This is a genomic window from Heliomarina sp., assembly GCF_052826185.1.
In genome coordinates, this window is the sequence record NZ_JBRBUI010000055.1 from 260,083 (window position 1) to 279,846 (window position 19,764).

Consider the following 19,764-nt stretch of genomic DNA (forward strand, 5'->3'; position numbering starts at 1 on the left):
CATGGCACATAAAAAAGCAGGCGGTTCCTCCCGTAACGGTCGCGACTCTGCCGGTCGCCGCCTTGGTGTGAAACTCTACGGTGGCCAGTCGGCTATCGCAGGCAACATCATCGTGCGTCAGCGCGGCACCAAGTTCTGGCCGGGCGAGGGTGTTGCTCTGGGCAAGGATCACACGATCTTTGCGACGACTGACGGCGCTGTGACCTTTCACAAGGGTCTCAAGGGACGCACCTTTATTTCGGTTCTCCCAGTGGCGGAGGCCGCTGAGTAAGCCGTACCCCGAATTGGGAAAATTCAAGGGATCGGCGAAAACGCCGGTCCCTTTTCCCGTTTTAATCCGGCGGGGTAACAGGGGGGAAGATTTGTTACGCGGCCGCGATATGTGACCCGGAGGAGGATCACAAAATGAAATTGGATCAGATAATAAATCAACCGGTTATTGAAACGGAACGGTTCGACCTGCGCCCGCTGCGCCGCTCGGATCAAGGTCTCATTGAACTCTACGCAAGCGACAAGCGTATCGCGACGATGACCACGTCGATCCCGCATCCTCTGCCACCGGGCAGTACCGAGGCTTTCGTAGCGCGTGGCATGGCGGATAACCGGGACGAGGATATCTGGGCCATGGACGCGACCAAATCCGGTGGGGCCGAGGTGATGGGTCTGATCGCGTTGAAACGTATGGACCGCAACCAATCTGAAGTCGGCTACTGGGTCGCGCCGATCTACTGGAATACCGGTCTGGCTTCTGAAGCCGTGCAAGCGCTGATCGAGGCGAATCCGATGCAGAATTCGACCATGTTCGCCAGCGTGTTCCAGGACAACCCGGCCTCGGCTCAGGTCCTGACCCATTGCGGTTTCAAATATCTCGGCGATGCCGAAAGCTATTCTGTATCCCGGGGGGCGACGGTCGCGACCTGGACCTATAGCCGAACCCTGAAAGGATAGACCGGACAGCGAGATCACGTCGCATTCCGGTCCTGTAACATCCGGATAAATGGTCTGCCTGTTTCAGCACAGCTTGAGAACGGCAGGCCGATCCGATAAATCCGCCTCGAACGCGGAAGAAATGGACGATACGCGATGAAATTTCTCGATCTCGCAAAGGTCTATATCCGCTCCGGTGGCGGCGGGGGCGGTTGCGTCAGCTTTCGCCGCGAAAAGTACATCGAATATGGCGGCCCCGATGGCGGCGATGGCGGAAAGGGCGGTTCGGTCTGGGCCGAAGCTGTCGACGGCCTCAATACGCTGATCGATTTCCGCTACCAGCAGCATTTTTTCGCCAAGTCAGGACAACCCGGCATGGGACGGCAGCGCACCGGCAAGGACGGCGACGACATCGTGCTGCGCGTTCCGGTTGGCACGGAAATCCTCGACGAGGACGAAGAAACCGTCATCGCCGACCTGACCGAGGTCGGTCAGCGTGTCGAACTGGCGCGCGGCGGTAACGGTGGCTGGGGCAATCTCCATTTCAAATCTTCGACCAACCAGGCTCCGCGCCGCGCTAATCCCGGTCAGGAAGGCGTCGAGCGTACCCTGTGGCTGCGCCTAAAACTGATCGCCGATGTCGGTTTGCTCGGTCTTCCGAATGCTGGCAAATCGACTTTCCTTGCGGCAACGTCCAACGCCAGGCCCAAGATCGCGGATTACCCCTTTACCACGCTGCACCCCAATCTCGGCGTTGTGGGCGTCGACAATGTTGAATTCGTGGTGGCGGATATCCCGGGGCTCATTGCGGGTGCGCACGAAGGCCGCGGCATCGGTGACCGCTTTCTCGGCCATGTGGAACGCTGTTCGGTGCTGTTGCATCTTGTCGATGGAACATCCGAGGATATCGCGGCCGATTACCAGACGATCATCGACGAGCTCGAAGCCTATGGCGGTGACCTCGCCTACAAGTCGCGCATCACCGCGCTTAACAAGATTGACTCGCTGGACGACGAAGAGCGCATAGCCGCGCGCGACGCCTTGGCCGAAGCCTGCGGTTCAACGCCGATGATGATGTCGGGTGTCAGTCGCGAAGGCGTCACCGAAGTCCTGCGTGCCCTTCGTGCGGAAATTGATGAGGACCGCTTGCGCCAGAACCCCGAACCGGAGGAAACCGAGTGGCGTCCCTGATCCCGGCGACGCGCGTAGTCGTCAAGATAGGCTCCGCCCTTTTGGTTGACCGTGCGAGTGGTGATTTGCGTTCCGACTGGTTACATGCGCTTGCCGATGACGTGGCATGGCTGCGCGGGCAGGGTGTGGATGTCTTGATCGTCTCCTCCGGTTCCATTGCTCTGGGACGCGGCGTGCTGAAACTCGGTCTCAACACGCTGGCACTGGAACAGTCACAGGCCGCTGCCGCCGTCGGACAGATTCGGCTGGCCCGCGCCTACGAAGAGGCGCTCACACCTCATGGAATCACTGCGGCCCAGGTGCTCGTCACGCTCGAGGACAGCGCTGACAGACGCCGCTATCTCAACACCCGCGCCACGCTGGGTACGCTTCTCGGTCTGAATGTCGTTCCAATCGTCAATGAAAACGACACCATTGCGACGGATGAAATCCGCTACGGCGACAATGACAGGCTGGCGGCGCAGGTTGCTGTAACGGTTGGTGCCGATCGGTTGGTTCTGCTGTCCGATGTCGACGGATTCTATTCGGCCAATCCGCTTCAGGATCCCGATGCAAAGCGCTTTGACCGGATCGACCAGATCACCCCCGAAATCGAGGCGATGGCAGGCGACGCAGGCTCGGGCCTCTCCAAGGGCGGCATGAAGACCAAGATCATGGCAGCCAAGGTGGCAACAGCGGGTGGCTGCGATATGGCCATCACGAACGGCTTCGCGCACAATCCGCTGCGCCTGCTGCAGGACGGGGCACCCTCTACCTGGTTCGCAGCGCAGGATGACCCGAGAACGGCGCGCAAGCGCTGGATCGCGGCGATGAAACCGCGCGGCGAAATCGTGATCGACGCGGGCGCAGGCAACGCGCTGGACGAAGGAAAAAGTCTGTTGCCTGCTGGCGTGACCGGCGTATCCGGCAGGTTTGGACGTGGCGACCCGGTTCTTATCCTCGATGCGTCGCGTCAGCCCCTCGGTCAGGGACTGGCGCGCTATACCAATGTCGAAGCCGACCGTATCAAGGGTTGCCGTTCCGCGGATATCGAGGAATTGCTTGGTTACCCCGCCCGCGCGGCGCTGATTCACCGCGATGATATGGCGCTATGACCCTTCTTTGGGTTAAAAATATCCCCGCCGGAGGCATGAAATCCTTCCCAGACAAAACCATGAGGCCCGCACCATGAAAGATCTTGAAAACATCTCAGCCCTCATGCGGGACATCGGGCGTCGCGCCAAGGCCGCGTCACAAGAACTCGCGTTCGCCTCGCCGGAACAAAAATCCACAGCGCTTGAATTGGCCGCCGATGCGATCTGGTCCCGGCGTGCCGAGATCATCGACGCCAATGCCAAGGACATGGCTTTCGGAGAGGAAAGAAACCTCTCTGCAGCCATGATGGATCGGCTCATGTTGGACGAGCCGCGCATCAAGGCCATGGCCGACGGTCTGCGTTCCGTCGCCGCTCAAAAGGATCCGGTCGGGTCGATACTGAGCGAATGGGACATGCCTTCCGGGCTTCATATCCAGCGTGTGAGAACACCTCTGGGGGTAATCGGTGTCATATACGAAAGCCGTCCCAACGTGACGGCGGATGCCGGCGCGCTTTGCCTTAAGTCCGGTAATGCCGCGATCCTGCGCGGAGGGTCGGAGAGTTTTCATTCGGCGCAAGCGATCCACGGCTGTCTTGTCGAGGGGCTGAAACACGCCGAATTACCCGTCGACGCGATCCAACTTGTCCCCACGCGGGACCGGGCGGCCGTATCCGAAATGCTCACTATGACCGATACGATCGACGTCATCGTCCCTCGGGGCGGCAAGGGACTTGTCGGGCTCGTGCAGCGCGAGGCGCGGGTGCCGGTCTTTGCCCATCTCGAAGGGATCGTGCATATCTACATCGACAAGTCAGCGGATCCGTTGAAAGCCGTTGAGATCGTTTTGAATGCCAAGACGCGGCGCACCGGGATCTGCGGCGCAGCTGAGTGTCTACTGGTGCACCGTGATGTCGTCGATACCATTGGCAAGGACGTAATCTCCGCGCTGATCGACAAGGGTGTCGAGGTTCATGCTGAAGGTGAGCTGGGAAAAGCCGCCGGGGCAATCCCTGCAAGCGACGAAGATTGGGGCAAGGAATACCTCGACATGATTATCGCGGCCCGTGCCGTCGATGGCGTGGATGGAGCCATCGCTCATATCCGGAAATACGGCTCGAACCATACGGATTGCATCATCGCCGAAGACGCGGATACGGTCGCGCGCTTTTTCCAACGGCTCGACAGTGCGATCCTGATGCATAACGCATCCACGCAATTCGCGGATGGAGGAGAGTTCGGCATGGGCGCCGAGATCGGAATCGCCACCGGCAAGATGCATGCCCGTGGGCCGGTTGGCGCCGAGCAACTGACCAGCTTCAAATACCTTGTGACCGGAAACGGAACGCTGCGCGCCTGAGGATCAGTACCGGATTTCAACACGCTCCGGATCGTGACCGAATTCGACCTTGCGGCCAAGCTTTGTTGCCATCTCGGCGAGCAGGGGAAACTGAACCGTTGCAGATGATGCGGTTCCGGAAACGGGTGCCTCGCCAAGCGTATTCCACAGGACGGGGTCCAGACTGACCGTGTTACCTGTGCCAGTGATTTTCCAATGGTCGTGTTCCTGATCGACCCGGATAGTCCCGCCCTGCGGTAGGGCGGTTTCGCAGCAGAGCAGGGCAAGAAAGGCAAGACGAACCATCGGGCGAGGATGCGGATCGGATGGTACCCAGGACATTTCGATGCGACCAGTCTTGCTGATATCCTTGAGGACCGACATGATCTCTTTCCGTCCCATCATCTGTTCACCCGCCGCCCCGAAGGCGATGCGAAAGAACCGAATGCGGGCATTAGCATTACGGACGCTGGTGGATATCAGCTCCATTTCGGGACCGGGCGTCGCACCGGTCAATTCGAGCAGCTCAAGCCCGTTCGCTATCGCACCGATTGGACTGATCAGGTCATGACAGATACGCGATCCGACAAGTACCGATATATCCAGGTTGTGATCGGTCATAGAGTCACCTACTTATCAGTCACACCATGTCAGACATGAACGCCATACTCGCGCCAGGCATGCTGGTCCGCCACCCTGACCAGCCCGATTGGGGCATCGGACAGGTGCAATCAAACATCGGCGGGAAAATCACAGTCAATTTCCAGAACCATGGCAAGGTCGTCATCGATGGGTACAACATTGAACTCGTACCGATATTTGATGCGTGAAACTGGTTTAATATTCCTTAACACAACTTGGGCGGGCTGTAGAGAGCATTGTATTCAAATGCCAAAGCAGGCTATTTGCCTGCCGACTTAACCGGTGAGAGAGTCCATGCCTGACAGCGGACCTTCTTTTTCTGTATTTCTCGCAGAGAGCGAACGCGACCTGCTGGAAGCGCAGTCTTTGCGTTACGAGGTTTTCGTACGCGAACTGGGCGCGACGGGCGAAGGCGTGGATCACCAGGCGCGGATCGAGACGGACCGGTTCGATCGATATTCCGACCACCTGCTGCTGCGCGACGATACAAAGGGAATGGTGGTCGGTGTCTATCGCCTTTTGCGCGAGGACCAAGCCGAACAGGCAGGGTGCTTTTACACAGAGAGCGAATTCGATCTGAGCAAGCTCAAGGTGAGCGGTCGACGGCTGCTGGAACTGGGCAGGTCCTGCCTTCATCGCGACTACAGAGGTGGGATTGCGATGTTTCACCTCTGGAACGCGCTGACGGACTATGTCACGTCGCACGGGATCGAGGTGCTTTTTGGAACGGCCTCTTTCCACGGGACGGACGCGGAGAAGTTGGCCGAACCGTTATCGATGCTCTACCACAACCATCTTACGCCCGAAGGGCTGCGCGTGCACGCGCTTTCCGAACACTATCAGACGATGTCCCTGCGCTGTCCGGAAGATATCGACCGGAAATCAGCGATGAAACAGGTCCCGGCGCTGATCAAAGCTTATCTGCGCCTTGGCGGCACCGTCGGCGATGGCGCCTATGTCGATCACGCTTTCAACACGACCGATGTGTGCCTGATCCTAGATACCCGCGCGATTAACGCGCGACAGCAACGCATGTATTCAGGTCTGCGCCAGACATGACCACGTGGAAAAGTGACGCCAATCCCGACCCGGTGCATGTGTCGCCATTTGGGTGGCTGCTTGTCATGCTGCGCGGCTTGCCGCTGGGTCTGCTCGTTTTCGGGGGGCTTCTGGTCCTGCTGACGATCCGGCTGGTCGAGCGTCCTCTCTTTGGGCTCCATCGGCCTGTCACGCCTTACATTACGCAGTTCGTGTGCCGCAATGCGCTCCGCATCATGGGCATTGGATTTTACGTGCATGGCGACCTGATGAAAGGGCAGGGGGCAGTTGTCGCCAATCATGTTTCATGGCTCGACATTTTCTCACTGAACGCGCGAAAACGAGTCTACTTCGTTTCCAAGGCTGAAGTGGCCAGATGGCCGGGAATTGGCTGGCTCGCACAGGCCACTGGCACCGTTTTCATCGAAAGGGACCGTCGCAAGGCGCGCGATCACACGCGGTTGTTCGAAGATCGTCTGTCTGCCGGTCACAAGCTGTTGTTCTTTCCAGAAGGAACATCGACCGACGGGCTAAGGCTCTTGCCGTTCAAGACGACCTTGTTTGAACCCTTCTTTTCCGAACCGCTGCACGATGCGATGCAGGTACAGCCCGTTTCCGTTGTCTATCACGCGCCAGCGGGTATGCCTGATCGGTTTTACGGCTGGTGGGGCGACATGGATTTCGGCAGTCACCTACTCAAGACGCTCTCAAACGCGCGACAGGGGCGGGTCGAACTCTTTTACCACCCCCCGTTGAAAGTGGCGGATTTCGCCAATCGCAAAGCACTTGCTGCGGCTTGTGAAAATGCCGTGCGAAAAGGATTGGAAACCGGGCTGGCTATTGCGCCAGGTGGGCAATAGCGGCCTCAAGCCGATCATCGCCCCAGAACAGTTCATCCCCGGCAATAAAGCTTGGCGCACCAAATATGCCAAGCGCCATGGCTTTTTCGACGTTATCCTTAAGCGCCTGTTTTGCTTTTGGTTCCGAGGCTTTCTCGACCAGATCATCCGGCAGCCCGCTTTGCACCAAAAGCTCGCGCAGGCCGTCAGGGTCCGAAATTCTTTTACCTTCGCCGAATTCCGACCTGTAGATCGCGCGGCAGAATTCGGGACCATTGTCACTCTCAAGAGCAAGGATCGCCGTCCGCGCCGCGAGTACGCTATTTTGCGGAAAGGGATCCGGGCGAGCAAAGGGCAGGCCGCGCGCGGCACAAAGCCGCTCCATGTCGCGCCACATATACTGTCCTTTGACCGGGTAAAGATTGAAAGGCGAACTGTCCCAGCCCTGTGCTTTGAATATCGGTCCGAGCCAGAAGGGATGCCAGGATACCGCCACGCCGGCCTTGTCTGCCATTTCTTCGATCCGCATTGCAGAGAGGTAGGAGTAGGTAGAAGCGAATTCGAACCAGAACTGAAGCACCGGACGTGTCATGACTAATATGCCTTTGCCGATAAAAATCCCGCAAACTTTGCATCGGGCACAGCTTCTGTCAAACAGGACTTGCACCCATTATCCGCATGGCCTATACGCGCGCCATTCAAAACCCGCAGGCGGGGTTTGGGCCGATGGGGGAGACATCCCTAAAGGTCCGCCGGTTGGAGCACACGCTCTCAATACCCCCGCCGAGGCGAAACCGGAAAGGTAAACAAGCATGGCTCTTCCTGAGTTCACCATGCGTCAGCTGCTCGAAGCTGGCGTTCACTTTGGTCACCAGACACAGCGCTGGAACCCCCGCATGGCGCCGTACATCTACGGTGACCGCAACGGCATCCACATCATGGACCTCACGCAGACTGTTCCGATGCTGGACCAGGCGCTGCAAGTCATCCGTGAAACCGTTGCGAAAAACGGCCGGATCCTCTTTGTCGGCACCAAGCGTCAGGCGCAAAAGCCGATCGCAGATGCTGCCGAGAAATCCGCGCAGTATTATATGAACCACCGCTGGCTGGGTGGCACGCTCACCAACTGGAAAACCGTTTCCCAGTCGATCAACCGCCTGAAGCAGATCGACGAGCAGATGGAAACCGGTTTCGAAGGCTTGACCAAGAAAGAACGTCTTGGCATGGAACGCGACCAAGCCAAGCTGACCGCTTCGCTGGGTGGTATCCGCGAAATGGGCGGCACGCCCGACCTGCTTTTCGTCATTGACGTCAAGAAAGAGCAACTTGCGATCGCAGAAGCCAACAAACTGGGCATCCCGGTTGTTGCTGTTGTCGACACTAACTGCTCGCCCGACGGCATCGATTACGTGATCCCCGGCAACGATGACGCGGCCCGCGCCATCGCTCTCTACTGCGATCTGGTTTCCCGCGCAGCTCTCGACGGCATGAGCGCACAGCTCGGCGCAGCCGGTGTTGATATCGGTTCGTTTGAAGAAGCACCTGAGGAAGAAACCCTTTCCGATGGCGGCGTCGAAATCGGCAACGTCTCGTCCGAGACCGTGCATAACGACGCGATGAGCAAGGACGCTCCGCTGGACATCGAATCCAAGCAGGAGACTGTCGAGAAAGCCAACGGCTGATCGCATCTGTCACGACACTGACATACGGGGCAGGCTAGACCTGCCCCGATCCCGGCATGATTTGAGGAGAGCCCGAAATGGCAATCACAGCAGCAATGGTTAAAGAACTGCGCGAAAGCACCGGCGCAGGCATGATGGACGCGAAAAAAGCGCTGACCGAAAATGACGGTGACATGGAAGCCGCCGTAGACTGGCTGCGCACAAAGGGCCTCGCGAAAGCGGCCAAGAAATCCGGTCGTACCGCAGCCGAAGGGCTCGTCGGTGTGGTTGTCGAAGGTGGCAAAGGCGTTGCCGTCGAAGTCAACTCCGAGACCGATTTCGTTGCCAAGAACAGCGAATTCCAGGAAATGGTGAGCGGTATCGCTCAGGCGGCAATGGGTGTTTCGGACGTCGAAGCGCTGAAGAAGGCCGATCTGAACGGCAAGCCGGTCGAAACCGTTTTGACTGACGCCATCGCAAAGATCGGCGAGAACATGAGCCTGCGTCGCATGGCATCCCTCGAAGGCGGCAGCGTCGTTTCCTACGTTCACAACGCGGCAGCGCCCGGCATGGGAAAAATCGGCGTTCTGGTCGCGATGGATGGCGGTGACGAAGCATTCGGCAAGCAGGTCGCAATGCATATCGCAGCCGTGAACCCAGCGTCGCTCAGCGAAGCGGATCTGGATCCGGCCGTTGTCGAAAAAGAGAAAAATGTCCAGATGGACATCGCCCGTGAAAGCGGCAAGCCTGAGCAGGTCATCGAGAAAATGATCGTCGGTCGCATGAAGAAATTCATGGCCGAGGTCACACTGCTCAACCAGCAGTTCGTGGTCAACCCCGACCTGACCGTTGGTGCGGCTGCTGAAGAAGCTGGCGCGACCATCACCGGTTTCATTCGCCTCGAAGTTGGCGAAGGCATCGAGAAAAAAGAAGAAGACTTTGCAGCAGAAGTTGCAAAAACGGCAGCCGGCGGCTGAACCTGTTTTCTTTGAAAGACAGATGAGGCGGGGGAGACTCCGCCTTTTTCTTTGCCTGCTCTTAACGTGGGCACGGGCATGGACAGTCGGCAGATTTCCAAGAAACAACCGAAACCGGGGAAAATTCCCCGGTTTCGGCCTTTCCAGACGGTCCATTTGGGGATGGACGGGACCGTTCAAGAGAGCTCCGGCCCTGGCGTGGAAGAATACACGTTCGGACCGGACAGGTCAGAGAGCCTTGTAATTGCAAGGTTCATTTCCCGATGTTCCCAGGCTAAAGCCACCACTCACGGAACATGGATAGATTGCGTCTTAATCGAACTTAACGAAAGTCATGTATTCCTTACCTTAGGTAAGGACATGACGTTTTCTTGACGCTATCCGCCATTAACTGTTTGGAAAGGGGCGTTTTTCCGGAATAACCTTGCTGTCGGAAGTTTATCAGGCTTCCAGAACGAACATCTGGTTGTGCAATGCCGCCTTCAACACGGCCTGCGCTGTTGTTTCTACGGAAAGCGACTCACGCGCGAGCCGGAGATGTTTTTCGACCGTCGCCGAGGTAAGCCCCATCAAAAGCGCGATGTCCTGCGTCGTCTTGCCATCACCGACCCATTCCAATGCTTCACGCTGCCGCTTTGTCAGTCCGCGATTGGGCGGCGAATAGGGCAAAGTAAGGATTTTGAGATGAGCAAAGTTGTTCATCAGGTGGATATCACGTCCGTGTTCTTCCCACACCGCATCTACATCCTCCTGCGTCATGCCGACCTTGGCCGCCAAGGATATTGCGCCTTTTGAACGTGCCGAAACGGACTTGAAACTGATCGTATAGCCGGCGGTGACCTGCATCTTTAGATTGAACTCGATAACCTTGAGCTCTTCGGGTGTCAGTTCGCCGACATTGAACTTTTCGCCAAGATGGCGCCAGCTTCCCGCGCCTTCGTTCTTGAGCGCCCAATGTAACATCGGGGCATGGAAATAGAGCCCCTGAGTCATAAAACCTTCGACATATTCCGGCGAATGGTTTGTCAGAACGACAAAATCTTCAGGATCGCCAAGAGAGTTTTCCGTACGAAATCGGGTGAATCCGTAAAGCAACCGGTCAAACCCATAAGAGGCCATCTGCGTGGTATGCGCAGACCAAAGATCCTCGAGCGTTTGTACGTTAGACAGGTGGTACAGATACTGTCGTAGTTTCATTGCGGAAAAGCCCTACAAACATTGGCGTATCTTACGGATAGGCCGCCAATATAACTGATAAGGTGTCCGCAGCAAGACCTTGGATACGTCAATAGGTCCGCGCCCCGACAAGCGGGGCACCGAAATTTCCTTAATCACGGTAAACCGCCGGTCAGCTCGCTTCGAATACTGCCAGACCCAACCATTCAGCGACAAGAGCAGGCGTCTCCTGACCATCGATTTCGATGGTCAGGATGGTTGTTCGGAGCAGGTCTGTTTCGGAGCGTTTCTTGACTTCGTGCATGACAAATCGTCCGCGAACACGCGCACCCGCTTTTACAGGGGACAGGAAGCGAAGCTTGTTAAACCCGTAGTTAATTCCCATCACCTGACCATCATACCGACCGAGGCATTCATACCCGAACTTACTGGCGAGCGAGAGGGTCAAAAATCCATGAGCGATCGTCCCACCGAATGGCGTTTCCTTCGCGGCCCTTTCAGGGTCAATGTGGATCCATTGATGATCATATGTGGTTTCGGCAAACGCATCGATTGTCGCCTGATCAATCGTCACCCATTCGGAAACCCCGATTTCCGATCCAACCTGTGAATTTGCTTCGGCGAATGCCGCATCGATAGCTTTCATTTTCAATCCTCGACCTTCTATTGTACGCCTTCCGGATCCGATCCGACACGAACCATCCGTTTGCCCTTGTTTTCGCCGGCCAAGAGACCGATCAGCGCAGAGGGCGCGTTTTCCAGCCCCTCGACGATATCTTCGAATACCTTGATCTGGCCATTTTCGACCCAAGTTTGCAGCGCTCTGAGCGCGGTCGCATCGCGATCTGCAAAATCCATCACGATGAACCCTTCCATGCGTAGCCGTTTGACGACGACCAGACCCGGCAGGTTGCGCGGTCCCGAAGGTGCATCTGTCGTGTCATATTGGCTGACGGCGCCGCAGCAAACGACGCGTCCTTTGGTATTCATAGCAAAAAGGGCAGCTTCAAGAACCTTACCGCCGACATTATCGAAATAGACGTCAACACCGTTAGGGCAGGCCTGACGAAGCGCCTTACCCATGCCGGGCTCGCGGTAATCAATACAGGCATCGAACCCAAGCACATCGGTCACCCATTTGCATTTTTGCGCGCCCCCGGCGATGCCAACGACATGGCATCCTAACGCTTTTGCAATCTGTCCAACGATTGAGCCGACAGAACCGGCAGCAGCGGACACCAGAACCGTTTCGCCAGTGACGGGTTGCCCCACGCCGATCAGGCCGTGAAACGCGGTTTTCCCCGCAATGCCATAAACGGACATCAGGTTGGACAGTGGATGGATGGCGGGCAGTTTGACGCACTTATGCGCCGGGCGAACCACATACTCTGACCAAACCGATTCACAGGCTACCACGTCACCTGTTGCGAGGCGCGGGCTTTTGCTCTCGAGCACTTCGCAGATTGCATAGGTCGGCATCGGGTCACCCGCATGAACCGCATCCCGATAGGTTGCGCCTTGCATCCAGCTTCGATTGGCCGCGTCTATCGACATAAGAACTGTGCGGAGAAGAACGTCACCGTCTCTGGGGCTGGGCACCTCCGTTTCATTCAGTTTGAAATGATCTGGCGTCAGGTTGCCCGTTGGCAATTCTGCAATCGTAATCTGACGGTTTTTCATGTTCATGTCCCTTAATTTCGGTTTCGCTGTCCGCGCGTGTCTGCGATCCGGCGTGTTGTCATCGGTGAGCTGATATGGGTAGGTGGTCGCAATTCATCGCAGCTGACGGCAAGGAAAGCATTTCATGACGAAGGAATATCATCAGAGCGATTACCTGCCGCCCAAAGGCGCTGCCGATCTTCTTCTGATCCGGCACGGTCGGACCGAGGCCTCGCGTCCCGGTGAAAGTTTTCCCATGGTCGATGGTCATGGCGATCCGGCGCTTCATCCAATGGGTGAAGAGCAAGCCGTACTTGTTGGCGAACGACTGAAAGATGACGCAATTTCCGCGATTTACGTGACCACGTTGAGACGAACGCATCAGACCGCCGCGCCTTTGGCGCGCCACTTGAACCTGACACCGCAAGTCGAACCGGACCTGAGAGAAATCAGGCTTGGTGACTGGGACGGCGGCGAATATCGCATCAAGGCCGCCGAAAAGGCGCCGGAGTTCATGCGTGCGATTGAACGCGAGGAATGGGGCGAGATCCCGAACGCGGAAACGACCCAGCAGCTTCATGACCGGGTGCGTGCCGGCCTTTTGCGGATCGCCACTGCGCACCCCGACGAGCGGGTTGCCGTTGTCGTTCATGGCGGCGTTATCGGTGCCGCCATGTCTATCGCCAGCGGTGCCCGTCCGTTCCATTTCAACGGTGCGAACAACGGCTCTATCAGCCGACTTGTCATCCTCGGCGACACCATGTGGGTGAAAGGCTTTAACGACTGTACGCATCTGGGGTGATCCCGGGCGTCAGTCCGTCGTCACCACGACCTTTCCCATGACCTTTCGGTCCTGCATCATCGTCAGCGCGTCGGCTGCTTTTTCCAGCGGGAACGACGCAGAGATTCTGGGCTTGATCTTGCCCTTGGAATACATGTCGAACAATTCGGCGACATTCTCTGCGTGCCCCTTGGGGTCGCGTCGGGTGGAATCGCCCCAGAACACGCCGACGATCTGACACCCTTTGAGCAAGGCAAGGTTCAGTGGGATCTTGGGGATACCGGCAGGGAAACCAACGACAAGAAAACGCCCTTCCCACGCCAGCGCACGAATGGCCGGTTCAGCATAAGCACCGCCAACTGCATCATAGACGATATCGACACCGTGCTTGCCGACGATTTCCTTGATCTGGGCGGAAAACGCTTTCTGGCCTTCTTTTTCAAGCGCGCGATCATAAACGATGGTCTCATCCGCACCAAGTTCCTTGCAGAAATCGGCCTTTTCCTGAGAAGAGACAGCTGCGATCACCTTTGCGCCAGCTGCCTTCCCGAGTTCGATTGCCGCTGCACCAACTCCGCCTGCGGCACCTAGGATCAGCAGGGAATCGCCTGCCTTGATATGCGCGCGATCTTTAAGCGCGTGATGCGAGGTGCCATAAGTGAAAATGAAGCAGGCCGCGTCTTCGAAAGGCATGTCATCGGGGATTTTGATAATGCGGGCAGCTTCGGCGATTGTATGGGTCGCGAAACCACCGTGACCGGTGAGCGCAAGAACGCGATCACCGGGCGCGACATCCGTCACACCTTCTCCGACCGTTTCGACCGTACCGGCAATTTCACCCCCGGGTGCAAATGGACGCTCCGGTTTGAATTGGTAAAGATCACGGATCATCAAGGTATCGGGAAAGTTGACCCCCGAGGCGCGTGTTCGAATCAAAACCTGCCCTTTTCCAGGCGTCGGTGTTTCGATTTCTTTAAGCTCAAGGTTCTCGGGTCCGCCGACGGCGGTGCTCAACAAGGCTTTCATGGTGTTCCTCCCCACGCAAATGCAAGTGTTGTCCTCGCCAACACGTTGGGTGAGAGTCTTGGTGTGAGATCCGGTGTTGTCAATCCGTTTTTGAAATGCAATTCTGCACAGCGAAACAGAAGCGCAATGGGGAGGAGACATGGCGCAGATGGCACAGGACCAGTCCGCGTTCCGTATGGAACTGCGTTCTTGGCTAGAGGCGAATTGCCCAGCCGAGATGCGTGATGGGAATTCAAGCAGAGACCATACCTGCTGGGGCGGCCGCAATTGGGTTTTCGAATCCGAGGCTCAGGAAACATGGCTGAACCGCTGTATCGAAAAGGGATACACAGTTCCGACATGGCCTAAGGCCTATGGTGGCGCAGGCATGAATCGCGCCGAAGAGAAAATTTGGCACGAAGAGCTCGCCCGGATTGAAGCGCGTCGGCCGCTTGACAGCTTTGGCATCTGGATGCTTGGCCCGGCGCTTTTGCATTTCGGCACCGAGGAACAAAAGAAAAAGTACCTGTTGCCGATCGCTCGCGGCGAAATTCGCTGGTGCCAGGGATACTCCGAGCCCGGCGCAGGTTCCGATCTCGCCAGCGTACAGACAAAATGCGAGGATAAAGGCGACCACTGGTTGGTCAATGGGCAGAAGATCTGGACGTCTTACGCTGACAAGGCCGATGCGATTTTCGCGCTGGTCAGATCGGATCGTGAGGCCAAGAAACATCTCGGGATCACGTTCCTTTTGATCGATATGGAAACGCCCGGAGTCTCGACGCGCCCGATCAAGCTGATCTCGGGAATGTCGCCGTTTTGCGAGACCTTCTTCGACAATGTTGAAGTGCCGAAAGAAGATGAAGACGGTATTTCTTCGGTGGTCGGGACCATCAACCGCGGATGGGACGTCGCCAAGTACCTGCTTACCCATGAACGGTCCATGATCTCGGCCATCGGGTCGGGAACTGGCGGCATGCGACCGCTGGCACAGGTTTTGACGGATGACGGCGCCGAGCTTGATCCGATTCTGCGCGCTGCCGCCATCAAGGCTGAAATCGACTCGCTGGCAACAGGGCTTACGCTCGAGCGCTACAAGGATATGGCCGAAGCCGGGCAGGGCGTCGGCGATGCCTCTGCCATGCTCAAATACGTTGGTACCGAGCTGAATAAGGACCGCCACGAATTGATGATGGCCGCAGGTGGCAGCGACGCGCTCGAATGGGACGGGCCATACGGATCGCGCCCGGCGGACTGGCTTCGCACCAAGGCAAATTCCATCGAAGGCGGAACTTCCGAGGTGATGCTGAGCATCGTTTCTCGCCGGGTTCTGGGACTTCCGGGGTAAGACAATGACGACATTGGTAATGACTGAAGAAGAAACCATGCTGGCGGATTCCGCGCGCGGGTTTCTAGATGAGAACGCGCCGGTAAAGCAGCTTCGCAACTTGCGCGATGCGGGAAAAACCTTTGATAAGGCGCTCTGGCAGGAAATGGCCAAGATGGGTTGGGCCGGCATTCTAGTGCCCGAAGATCAGGGCGGATCCGATATGGGCCACGCAGCAGCGGGCATCCTTGCGCGCGAAATGGGAAAGACGCTGGTCGCCAGCCCGTTTCTTTCCAGCGCCGTTATTGCCGCGACAGCACTGCGTCAGGTGTCGGACAGCCGCGCCCAAGAAGCGCTGAGCGCCATTGCGTCCGGTGAAGTGACATATGCATTGGCTGTTGATGAGGGTCCAAAGTTTTCACCGGAAAAAACGGAGATGTCGGCCACGCGTGACGGCAACAGCTTTCGTCTGAACGGCGAAAAGACTTTCGTAGTCGACGGAGCGCTGGCCGACCGGCTGCTGGTTCTTGCAAAGACGGATGCTGGACTGACCCTGTTCGATCTGCCCGCCGATCGGAAAGGCATCACCCGAAATCAAAAAGGAATGATCGACAGTCGTGACGCCGCCAGAATCACGTTCGACAATGTTGAGGCGACCGGCGAAGACGTGCTTGGAAATGTCGATCAGGCGATGAAAGTGCTGCAACCGGCGCTCGAAGCAGGGCAGGCCGCGCTGGCCGCCGAAATGAGCGGCGTGGCAGCCGGGGCCTTTGGCATGACCGTGGGATACCTGAAAGAACGAAAGCAGTTTGGCGTATTGATCGGACAGTTTCAGGCGCTTCAGCACCGTGCCGCCGATCTTTGGTGTCACACCGAAGTTACGGCTTCGGCGGTTGCACATGCGGGGCGGATGCTGGACGAAGATCCGGAAAATGCCAGCCTCGCCGTTTCGCTGGCCAAGGCGCGTGCAACAGACACCGCCAAACGCGCCGTGATCGAAGGCGTCCAGATGCATGGCGGCATCGGCATGACCGACGATTTCGACATGGGTTTTTATATGAAACGGGCCCGCGTCGCCGCCGAATGGCTTGGCGACTACGGATATCATGCTGAAAAGATTGCAAAGATCAGGGGGCTTTGATGAATTTAACAAGCTTGTTTGGGTTGTCCGGCAAGACGGCCCTTGTGACCGGTGGGGCGACCGGTATCGGACGAATGGCGGCAGAAGCACTGGTACAGGCTGGCGCGCGAGTCTTGATCGCCTCGCGCAAAGGCGATGCCTGCGAAGCCGTCGCCGCCCAGTTGAACGACATGGATGCACCCGGCTCCGCCGAAGGTTTTGCCGGTGACGTCAGTACCGAAGAAGGCGTGATGGCCTTGGTGCAGGAGGTCAAGAACCGCACCGACAAACTTGATATCCTGATGAACAATGCCGGGAGAAGCTGGGGCGCGGCGCTTGATGAATTCCCATATGATGCCTGGGACAAGGTGATGACCCTGAACGTGACGGGTTTGTTTCACCTGACGCAACAACTCCTCCCTATGCTTCGGGAATCCGCGTCCGAGGATGATCCGGCCCGCGTGGTAAACGTCGGCTCTGTCATGGGCGAGGTGCCGATGGGCGACGGCGCCTACAGCTATTCCGCATCCAAAGCGGCCGTCATCCACCTGACCAAGATCATGGCCAAGGAACTGGCTGGCGATTTCATTACCGTCAATGCGCTGGCGCCGGGACCGTTCGTGTCCAAGATGACCGCCTTCGCGACCGCTGACGAAGAAATGCGCGAAAAGGTCGGTAAAGACGTGCCGCTCAAACGCGTCGGGCGCGAAGAAGACATCGCCGGCTGCATGCTTTTCCTCTGCGGACGCGGCGGCGCTTACATCACTGGCGGGGTGCTGCCGGTGTCCGGTGGGATCAACGTCGTGACCTCCGGAAATATCTTCGAACAGGCATCGCATTAGACGGGAAAGTTGACCCATGACGATAAGATTTGATGATCGGGTTGCCATCGTGACTGGCGCAGGCGCAGGGCTTGGCCGAAGCCATGCGTTGCAGCTTGCAAATCGCGGCGCAAAGGTGGTGGTAAACGATCTCGGCGCTTCGGTCGATGGTTCCGGCGCATCCGAAAGCGCGGCGCAGAAAGTCGTAGACCAGATCACCGCAGCAGGCGGCGAGGCCATGGCGCATGGCGCAGATGTTTCTAACGAGGAACAGGTTGCAGACCTCGTATCGCGCACGATGGATAAATGGGGCCGTATCGACATTCTCGTTAACAATGCCGGTATCCTGCGGGACAAGACCTTTGCCAAGATGACCATGGCCGATTTCCGCAAGGTAGTCGATGTGCACCTGTTGGGAACCGCCTGCATGACGCACGCGGTCTGGCCAATCATGCGCGAAGCAAAATACGGTCGAATCGTTCTGACCTCTTCCGCATCGGGACTCTACGGCAATTTCGGCCAAGCCAACTACGGCGCGGCCAAGGCTGCGATGATGGGTCTGATGAACGTGCTGCATCTGGAGGGCGCACGCGACGACATTCGCGTCAACACGCTGGCACCCACTGCCGCCACCCGGATGACCGAAGAGCTAATCCCTGAGGATGCTCTTGCGCTTTTGAAACCAGAAACCATCACCCCCGGTCTGTTGTATCTTGTCAGCGAGGATGCCCCAAGCCGGGTTATCCTTGGCGCTGGGGCCGGGTCCTTTGCCGTCACTAAAGTATATGAAACACAAGGCATTACCCTTGTGGATGATGATCTCACGCCCGAGGGCGTGGCATCCGCCTTTGACCGGATCAGCGACATCGAGGGTCAGGAAGAACTGACTCAAGCGTTTCAGCAGACCGGCAAATACGCGGAAAATGCAGCCAAGGCCCGAGGCATCGATCTCGGCCAGTCAAAGAAGTAATCTCGAGAGGAACTACCATGCGCGACGCAGTAATCGTATCCACGGCACGGACGCCGATCGGCAAAGCCTATCGCGGTGCCTTTAACGCTACCACGCCTCAGCATCTATCTGGCCATGCCATTTCCAACGCGGTCAGCCGCGCGGGCATCGATCCGGCCGAGGTCGCCGATGTTGTCTGGGGCGCCGCCCTGCAACAGGGCTTTCAGGCGGGCAACATCGCGCGTCAGGCGGCGATGCGGGCCGGGCTGCCGGTGACAACCGCTGGCATGTCGCTGGATCGTCAATGTGCCAGCGGCATGATGGCGATTGCCACGGCTGCCAAACAGGTTGTTCATGATGGGATGGATGTCGTTGTTGGAGGCGGGGTCGACAGTATCTCGACCGTCCAGACCCAAGAAATGCGTGTGAACCGCGACCCTTGGCTCAAGGAAAATCTGCCAGCGATCTACATGAGCATGCTGGAAACGGCCGAAACCGTGTCCGAGCGCTATGGCATCAGCCGCGAGGCGCAGGATGAGTATTCCGCGCGCAGCCAGGCCCGGACACATGCGGCGCAGCAAGCGGGCAAATTCGATGATGAAATCGTGCCTCTGACAACCATTATGAAGATGCAGGACAAGGAAACCAAGGCTATCTCGGAACACGAGGTCACGCTGGAAAAAGACGAAGGCAACCGGCCCTCGACGACGGCCGAAAGCCTTGCGGGGCTGAAACCTGTCTTCAAAGACGGGTTGGTGATTTCCGAAGGGAAATACATCACTGCCGGTAACGCCAGCCAGCTTTCCGACGGCGCATCGGGTTCGGTTATCATGGAAGCCAAGGTTGCAGAGAAAAAGGGGCTTGAACCGCTCGGCCGTTATGTCGGCGTTATGGCTGCAGGTTGTGAACCGGACGAGATGGGCATTGGTCCCGTTTTCGCGGTTCCGAAACTGCTTGAGGCGCACGGTCTGAAAATGGACGACATCGGCCTTTGGGAATTGAACGAAGCATTCGCCTGCCAAGTGATCTATTCGCGCGACAAGCTTGGAATCCCTGACGAATTGCTGAACGTCAACGGCGGCGCAATCTCGATCGGGCACCCCTATGGCATGTCCGGTGCGCGCATGGTTGGTCACGCGCTGATCGAAGGCAAGCGTCGCGGCGCCAAGTATGTCGTCTGCACCATGTGTGTCGGCGGCGGTATGGGCGCAGCCGGCCTCTTCGAGGTTCTGTAAGCAC

General features: G+C 57.6%; 22 protein-coding genes. 16 read left to right on the forward strand and 6 right to left on the reverse strand.

The features are described 5' to 3' along the window. Nucleotide 1 precedes the first annotated feature (1 nt). The 5 genes from rpmA (at nucleotide 2) to ACU0FH_RS24135 (ending at nucleotide 4,551) form a co-directional block, all read left to right on the forward strand. A complete protein-coding gene (gene rpmA, locus ACU0FH_RS24115) occupies nucleotides 2-271 on the forward strand; it encodes a 50S ribosomal protein L27 (protein WP_446197218.1) in 270 nt (89 codons plus the stop codon). 134 nt (nucleotides 272-405) lie between these two features. After that, the gene (locus ACU0FH_RS24120; protein WP_238371348.1) at nucleotides 406-948 is read left to right on the forward strand and encodes a GNAT family N-acetyltransferase; all 543 of its coding nucleotides are present in this window, start codon (nucleotides 406-408) and stop codon (nucleotides 946-948) included. A gap of 135 nt (nucleotides 949-1,083) precedes the next feature. After that, the gene (gene obgE / locus ACU0FH_RS24125; RefSeq protein WP_446197219.1) at nucleotides 1,084-2,118 is read left to right on the forward strand and encodes a GTPase ObgE; all 1,035 of its coding nucleotides are present in this window, start codon (nucleotides 1,084-1,086) and stop codon (nucleotides 2,116-2,118) included. Beyond that, nucleotides 2,106-3,212 (forward strand): glutamate 5-kinase, encoded by a 1,107-nt coding sequence (gene proB, locus ACU0FH_RS24130; RefSeq protein WP_446197220.1) that lies wholly within the window; start codon nucleotides 2,106-2,108, stop codon nucleotides 3,210-3,212. Before obgE ends, proB begins: the two co-directional genes overlap by 13 nt. Nucleotides 3,213-3,285: 73 nt before the next feature. Further along, on the forward strand, nucleotides 3,286-4,551 hold the full coding sequence (locus tag ACU0FH_RS24135) for a glutamate-5-semialdehyde dehydrogenase (RefSeq protein ID WP_446197221.1): 1,266 nt from the start codon (nucleotides 3,286-3,288) through the stop codon (nucleotides 4,549-4,551). 3 nt (nucleotides 4,552-4,554) lie between these two features. On the opposite strand, the gene ACU0FH_RS24140 is transcribed toward ACU0FH_RS24135, so the two are convergent. Next, a complete protein-coding gene (locus ACU0FH_RS24140) occupies nucleotides 4,555-5,151 on the reverse strand; it encodes a histidine phosphotransferase family protein (protein WP_446197222.1) in 597 nt (198 codons plus the stop codon). A gap of 26 nt (nucleotides 5,152-5,177) precedes the next feature. Between ACU0FH_RS24140 and ACU0FH_RS24145 the strand changes: the two genes are divergently transcribed. From ACU0FH_RS24145 to ACU0FH_RS24155, 3 genes are all read left to right on the forward strand, one after another. After that, nucleotides 5,178-5,360, forward strand: a complete 183-nt coding sequence (locus ACU0FH_RS24145) for a DUF3553 domain-containing protein (protein WP_088634493.1) — start codon at nucleotides 5,178-5,180, stop codon at nucleotides 5,358-5,360. 106 nt (nucleotides 5,361-5,466) lie between these two features. Continuing rightward, complete coding sequence (locus tag ACU0FH_RS24150; protein WP_446197223.1) at nucleotides 5,467-6,231, forward strand: GNAT family N-acetyltransferase; 765 nt, start codon at nucleotides 5,467-5,469, stop codon at nucleotides 6,229-6,231. Continuing rightward, entirely contained in the window at nucleotides 6,228-7,070 is an 843-nt protein-coding gene (locus tag ACU0FH_RS24155) for a lysophospholipid acyltransferase family protein (protein ID WP_446197224.1), read from the forward strand. The genes ACU0FH_RS24150 and ACU0FH_RS24155 overlap by 4 nt, the downstream gene beginning before the upstream one ends. Here the strand turns inward: ACU0FH_RS24155 and ACU0FH_RS24160 are convergent. Further along, nucleotides 7,048-7,641, reverse strand: a complete 594-nt coding sequence (locus ACU0FH_RS24160; protein WP_446197225.1) for a DsbA family protein — start codon at nucleotides 7,639-7,641, stop codon at nucleotides 7,048-7,050. The two genes, ACU0FH_RS24155 and ACU0FH_RS24160, sit on opposite strands and share 23 nt — an antisense overlap. Nucleotides 7,642-7,861: 220 nt before the next feature. On the opposite strand from ACU0FH_RS24160, the gene rpsB reads away from it, so the two are divergent. Both rpsB and tsf read left to right on the forward strand, forming a co-directional pair. Continuing rightward, complete coding sequence (rpsB, locus tag ACU0FH_RS24165) at nucleotides 7,862-8,731, forward strand: 30S ribosomal protein S2 (protein WP_446197226.1); 870 nt, start codon at nucleotides 7,862-7,864, stop codon at nucleotides 8,729-8,731. 77 nt (nucleotides 8,732-8,808) lie between these two features. Beyond that, nucleotides 8,809-9,687, forward strand: a complete 879-nt coding sequence (tsf, locus tag ACU0FH_RS24170) for a translation elongation factor Ts (protein ID WP_446197227.1) — start codon at nucleotides 8,809-8,811, stop codon at nucleotides 9,685-9,687. Nucleotides 9,688-10,128: 441 nt separating this feature from the next. On the opposite strand, the gene ACU0FH_RS24175 is transcribed toward tsf, so the two are convergent. The 3 genes from ACU0FH_RS24175 to ACU0FH_RS24185 form a co-directional block, all read right to left on the reverse strand. Next, the gene (locus ACU0FH_RS24175) at nucleotides 10,129-10,884 is read right to left on the reverse strand and encodes a LuxR family transcriptional regulator (RefSeq protein WP_238371338.1); all 756 of its coding nucleotides are present in this window, start codon (nucleotides 10,882-10,884) and stop codon (nucleotides 10,129-10,131) included. 151 nt (nucleotides 10,885-11,035) lie between these two features. Then, on the reverse strand, nucleotides 11,036-11,509 hold the full coding sequence (locus ACU0FH_RS24180) for a MaoC family dehydratase (protein ID WP_446197228.1): 474 nt from the start codon (nucleotides 11,507-11,509) through the stop codon (nucleotides 11,036-11,038). A gap of 17 nt (nucleotides 11,510-11,526) precedes the next feature. After that, on the reverse strand, nucleotides 11,527-12,543 hold the full coding sequence (locus ACU0FH_RS24185) for an NADP-dependent oxidoreductase (protein WP_446197229.1): 1,017 nt from the start codon (nucleotides 12,541-12,543) through the stop codon (nucleotides 11,527-11,529). A gap of 124 nt (nucleotides 12,544-12,667) precedes the next feature. Here ACU0FH_RS24185 and ACU0FH_RS24190 point away from each other — a divergent pair, with 124 nt between their 5' ends. Next, nucleotides 12,668-13,324, forward strand: a complete 657-nt coding sequence (locus ACU0FH_RS24190; RefSeq protein WP_446197230.1) for a histidine phosphatase family protein — start codon at nucleotides 12,668-12,670, stop codon at nucleotides 13,322-13,324. A gap of 9 nt (nucleotides 13,325-13,333) precedes the next feature. Here ACU0FH_RS24190 and ACU0FH_RS24195 read toward each other — a convergent pair whose 3' ends face one another. Next, the gene (locus ACU0FH_RS24195; protein WP_446197231.1) at nucleotides 13,334-14,329 is read right to left on the reverse strand and encodes an NADPH:quinone oxidoreductase family protein; all 996 of its coding nucleotides are present in this window, start codon (nucleotides 14,327-14,329) and stop codon (nucleotides 13,334-13,336) included. Nucleotides 14,330-14,468: 139 nt separating this feature from the next. On the opposite strand from ACU0FH_RS24195, the gene ACU0FH_RS24200 reads away from it, so the two are divergent. The 5 genes from ACU0FH_RS24200 to ACU0FH_RS24220 are packed head-to-tail and all read left to right on the forward strand — an operon-like array spanning nucleotide 14,469 to nucleotide 19,760. Further along, nucleotides 14,469-15,656 carry an acyl-CoA dehydrogenase family protein gene (locus tag ACU0FH_RS24200; protein ID WP_446197232.1) on the forward strand — a complete coding sequence of 396 codons (1,188 nt, stop codon included), beginning with the start codon at nucleotides 14,469-14,471 and terminating at the stop codon, nucleotides 15,654-15,656. A 4-nt stretch (nucleotides 15,657-15,660) separates the two neighbouring features. Then, nucleotides 15,661-16,776: an acyl-CoA dehydrogenase family protein gene (locus ACU0FH_RS24205; RefSeq protein WP_446197233.1), complete on the forward strand. Its 1,116-nt coding sequence runs from the start codon at nucleotides 15,661-15,663 to the stop codon at nucleotides 16,774-16,776. Next, entirely contained in the window at nucleotides 16,776-17,597 is an 822-nt protein-coding gene (locus tag ACU0FH_RS24210) for an SDR family oxidoreductase (protein ID WP_446197234.1), read from the forward strand. Before ACU0FH_RS24205 ends, ACU0FH_RS24210 begins: the two co-directional genes overlap by 1 nt. Nucleotides 17,598-17,613: 16 nt before the next feature. Next, nucleotides 17,614-18,546: an SDR family NAD(P)-dependent oxidoreductase gene (locus tag ACU0FH_RS24215; protein WP_446197235.1), complete on the forward strand. Its 933-nt coding sequence runs from the start codon at nucleotides 17,614-17,616 to the stop codon at nucleotides 18,544-18,546. A 17-nt stretch (nucleotides 18,547-18,563) separates the two neighbouring features. Continuing rightward, a complete protein-coding gene (locus ACU0FH_RS24220) occupies nucleotides 18,564-19,760 on the forward strand; it encodes an acetyl-CoA C-acyltransferase (protein ID WP_238371329.1) in 1,197 nt (398 codons plus the stop codon). The last annotated feature ends 4 nt before the right edge of the window (nucleotides 19,761-19,764 follow it).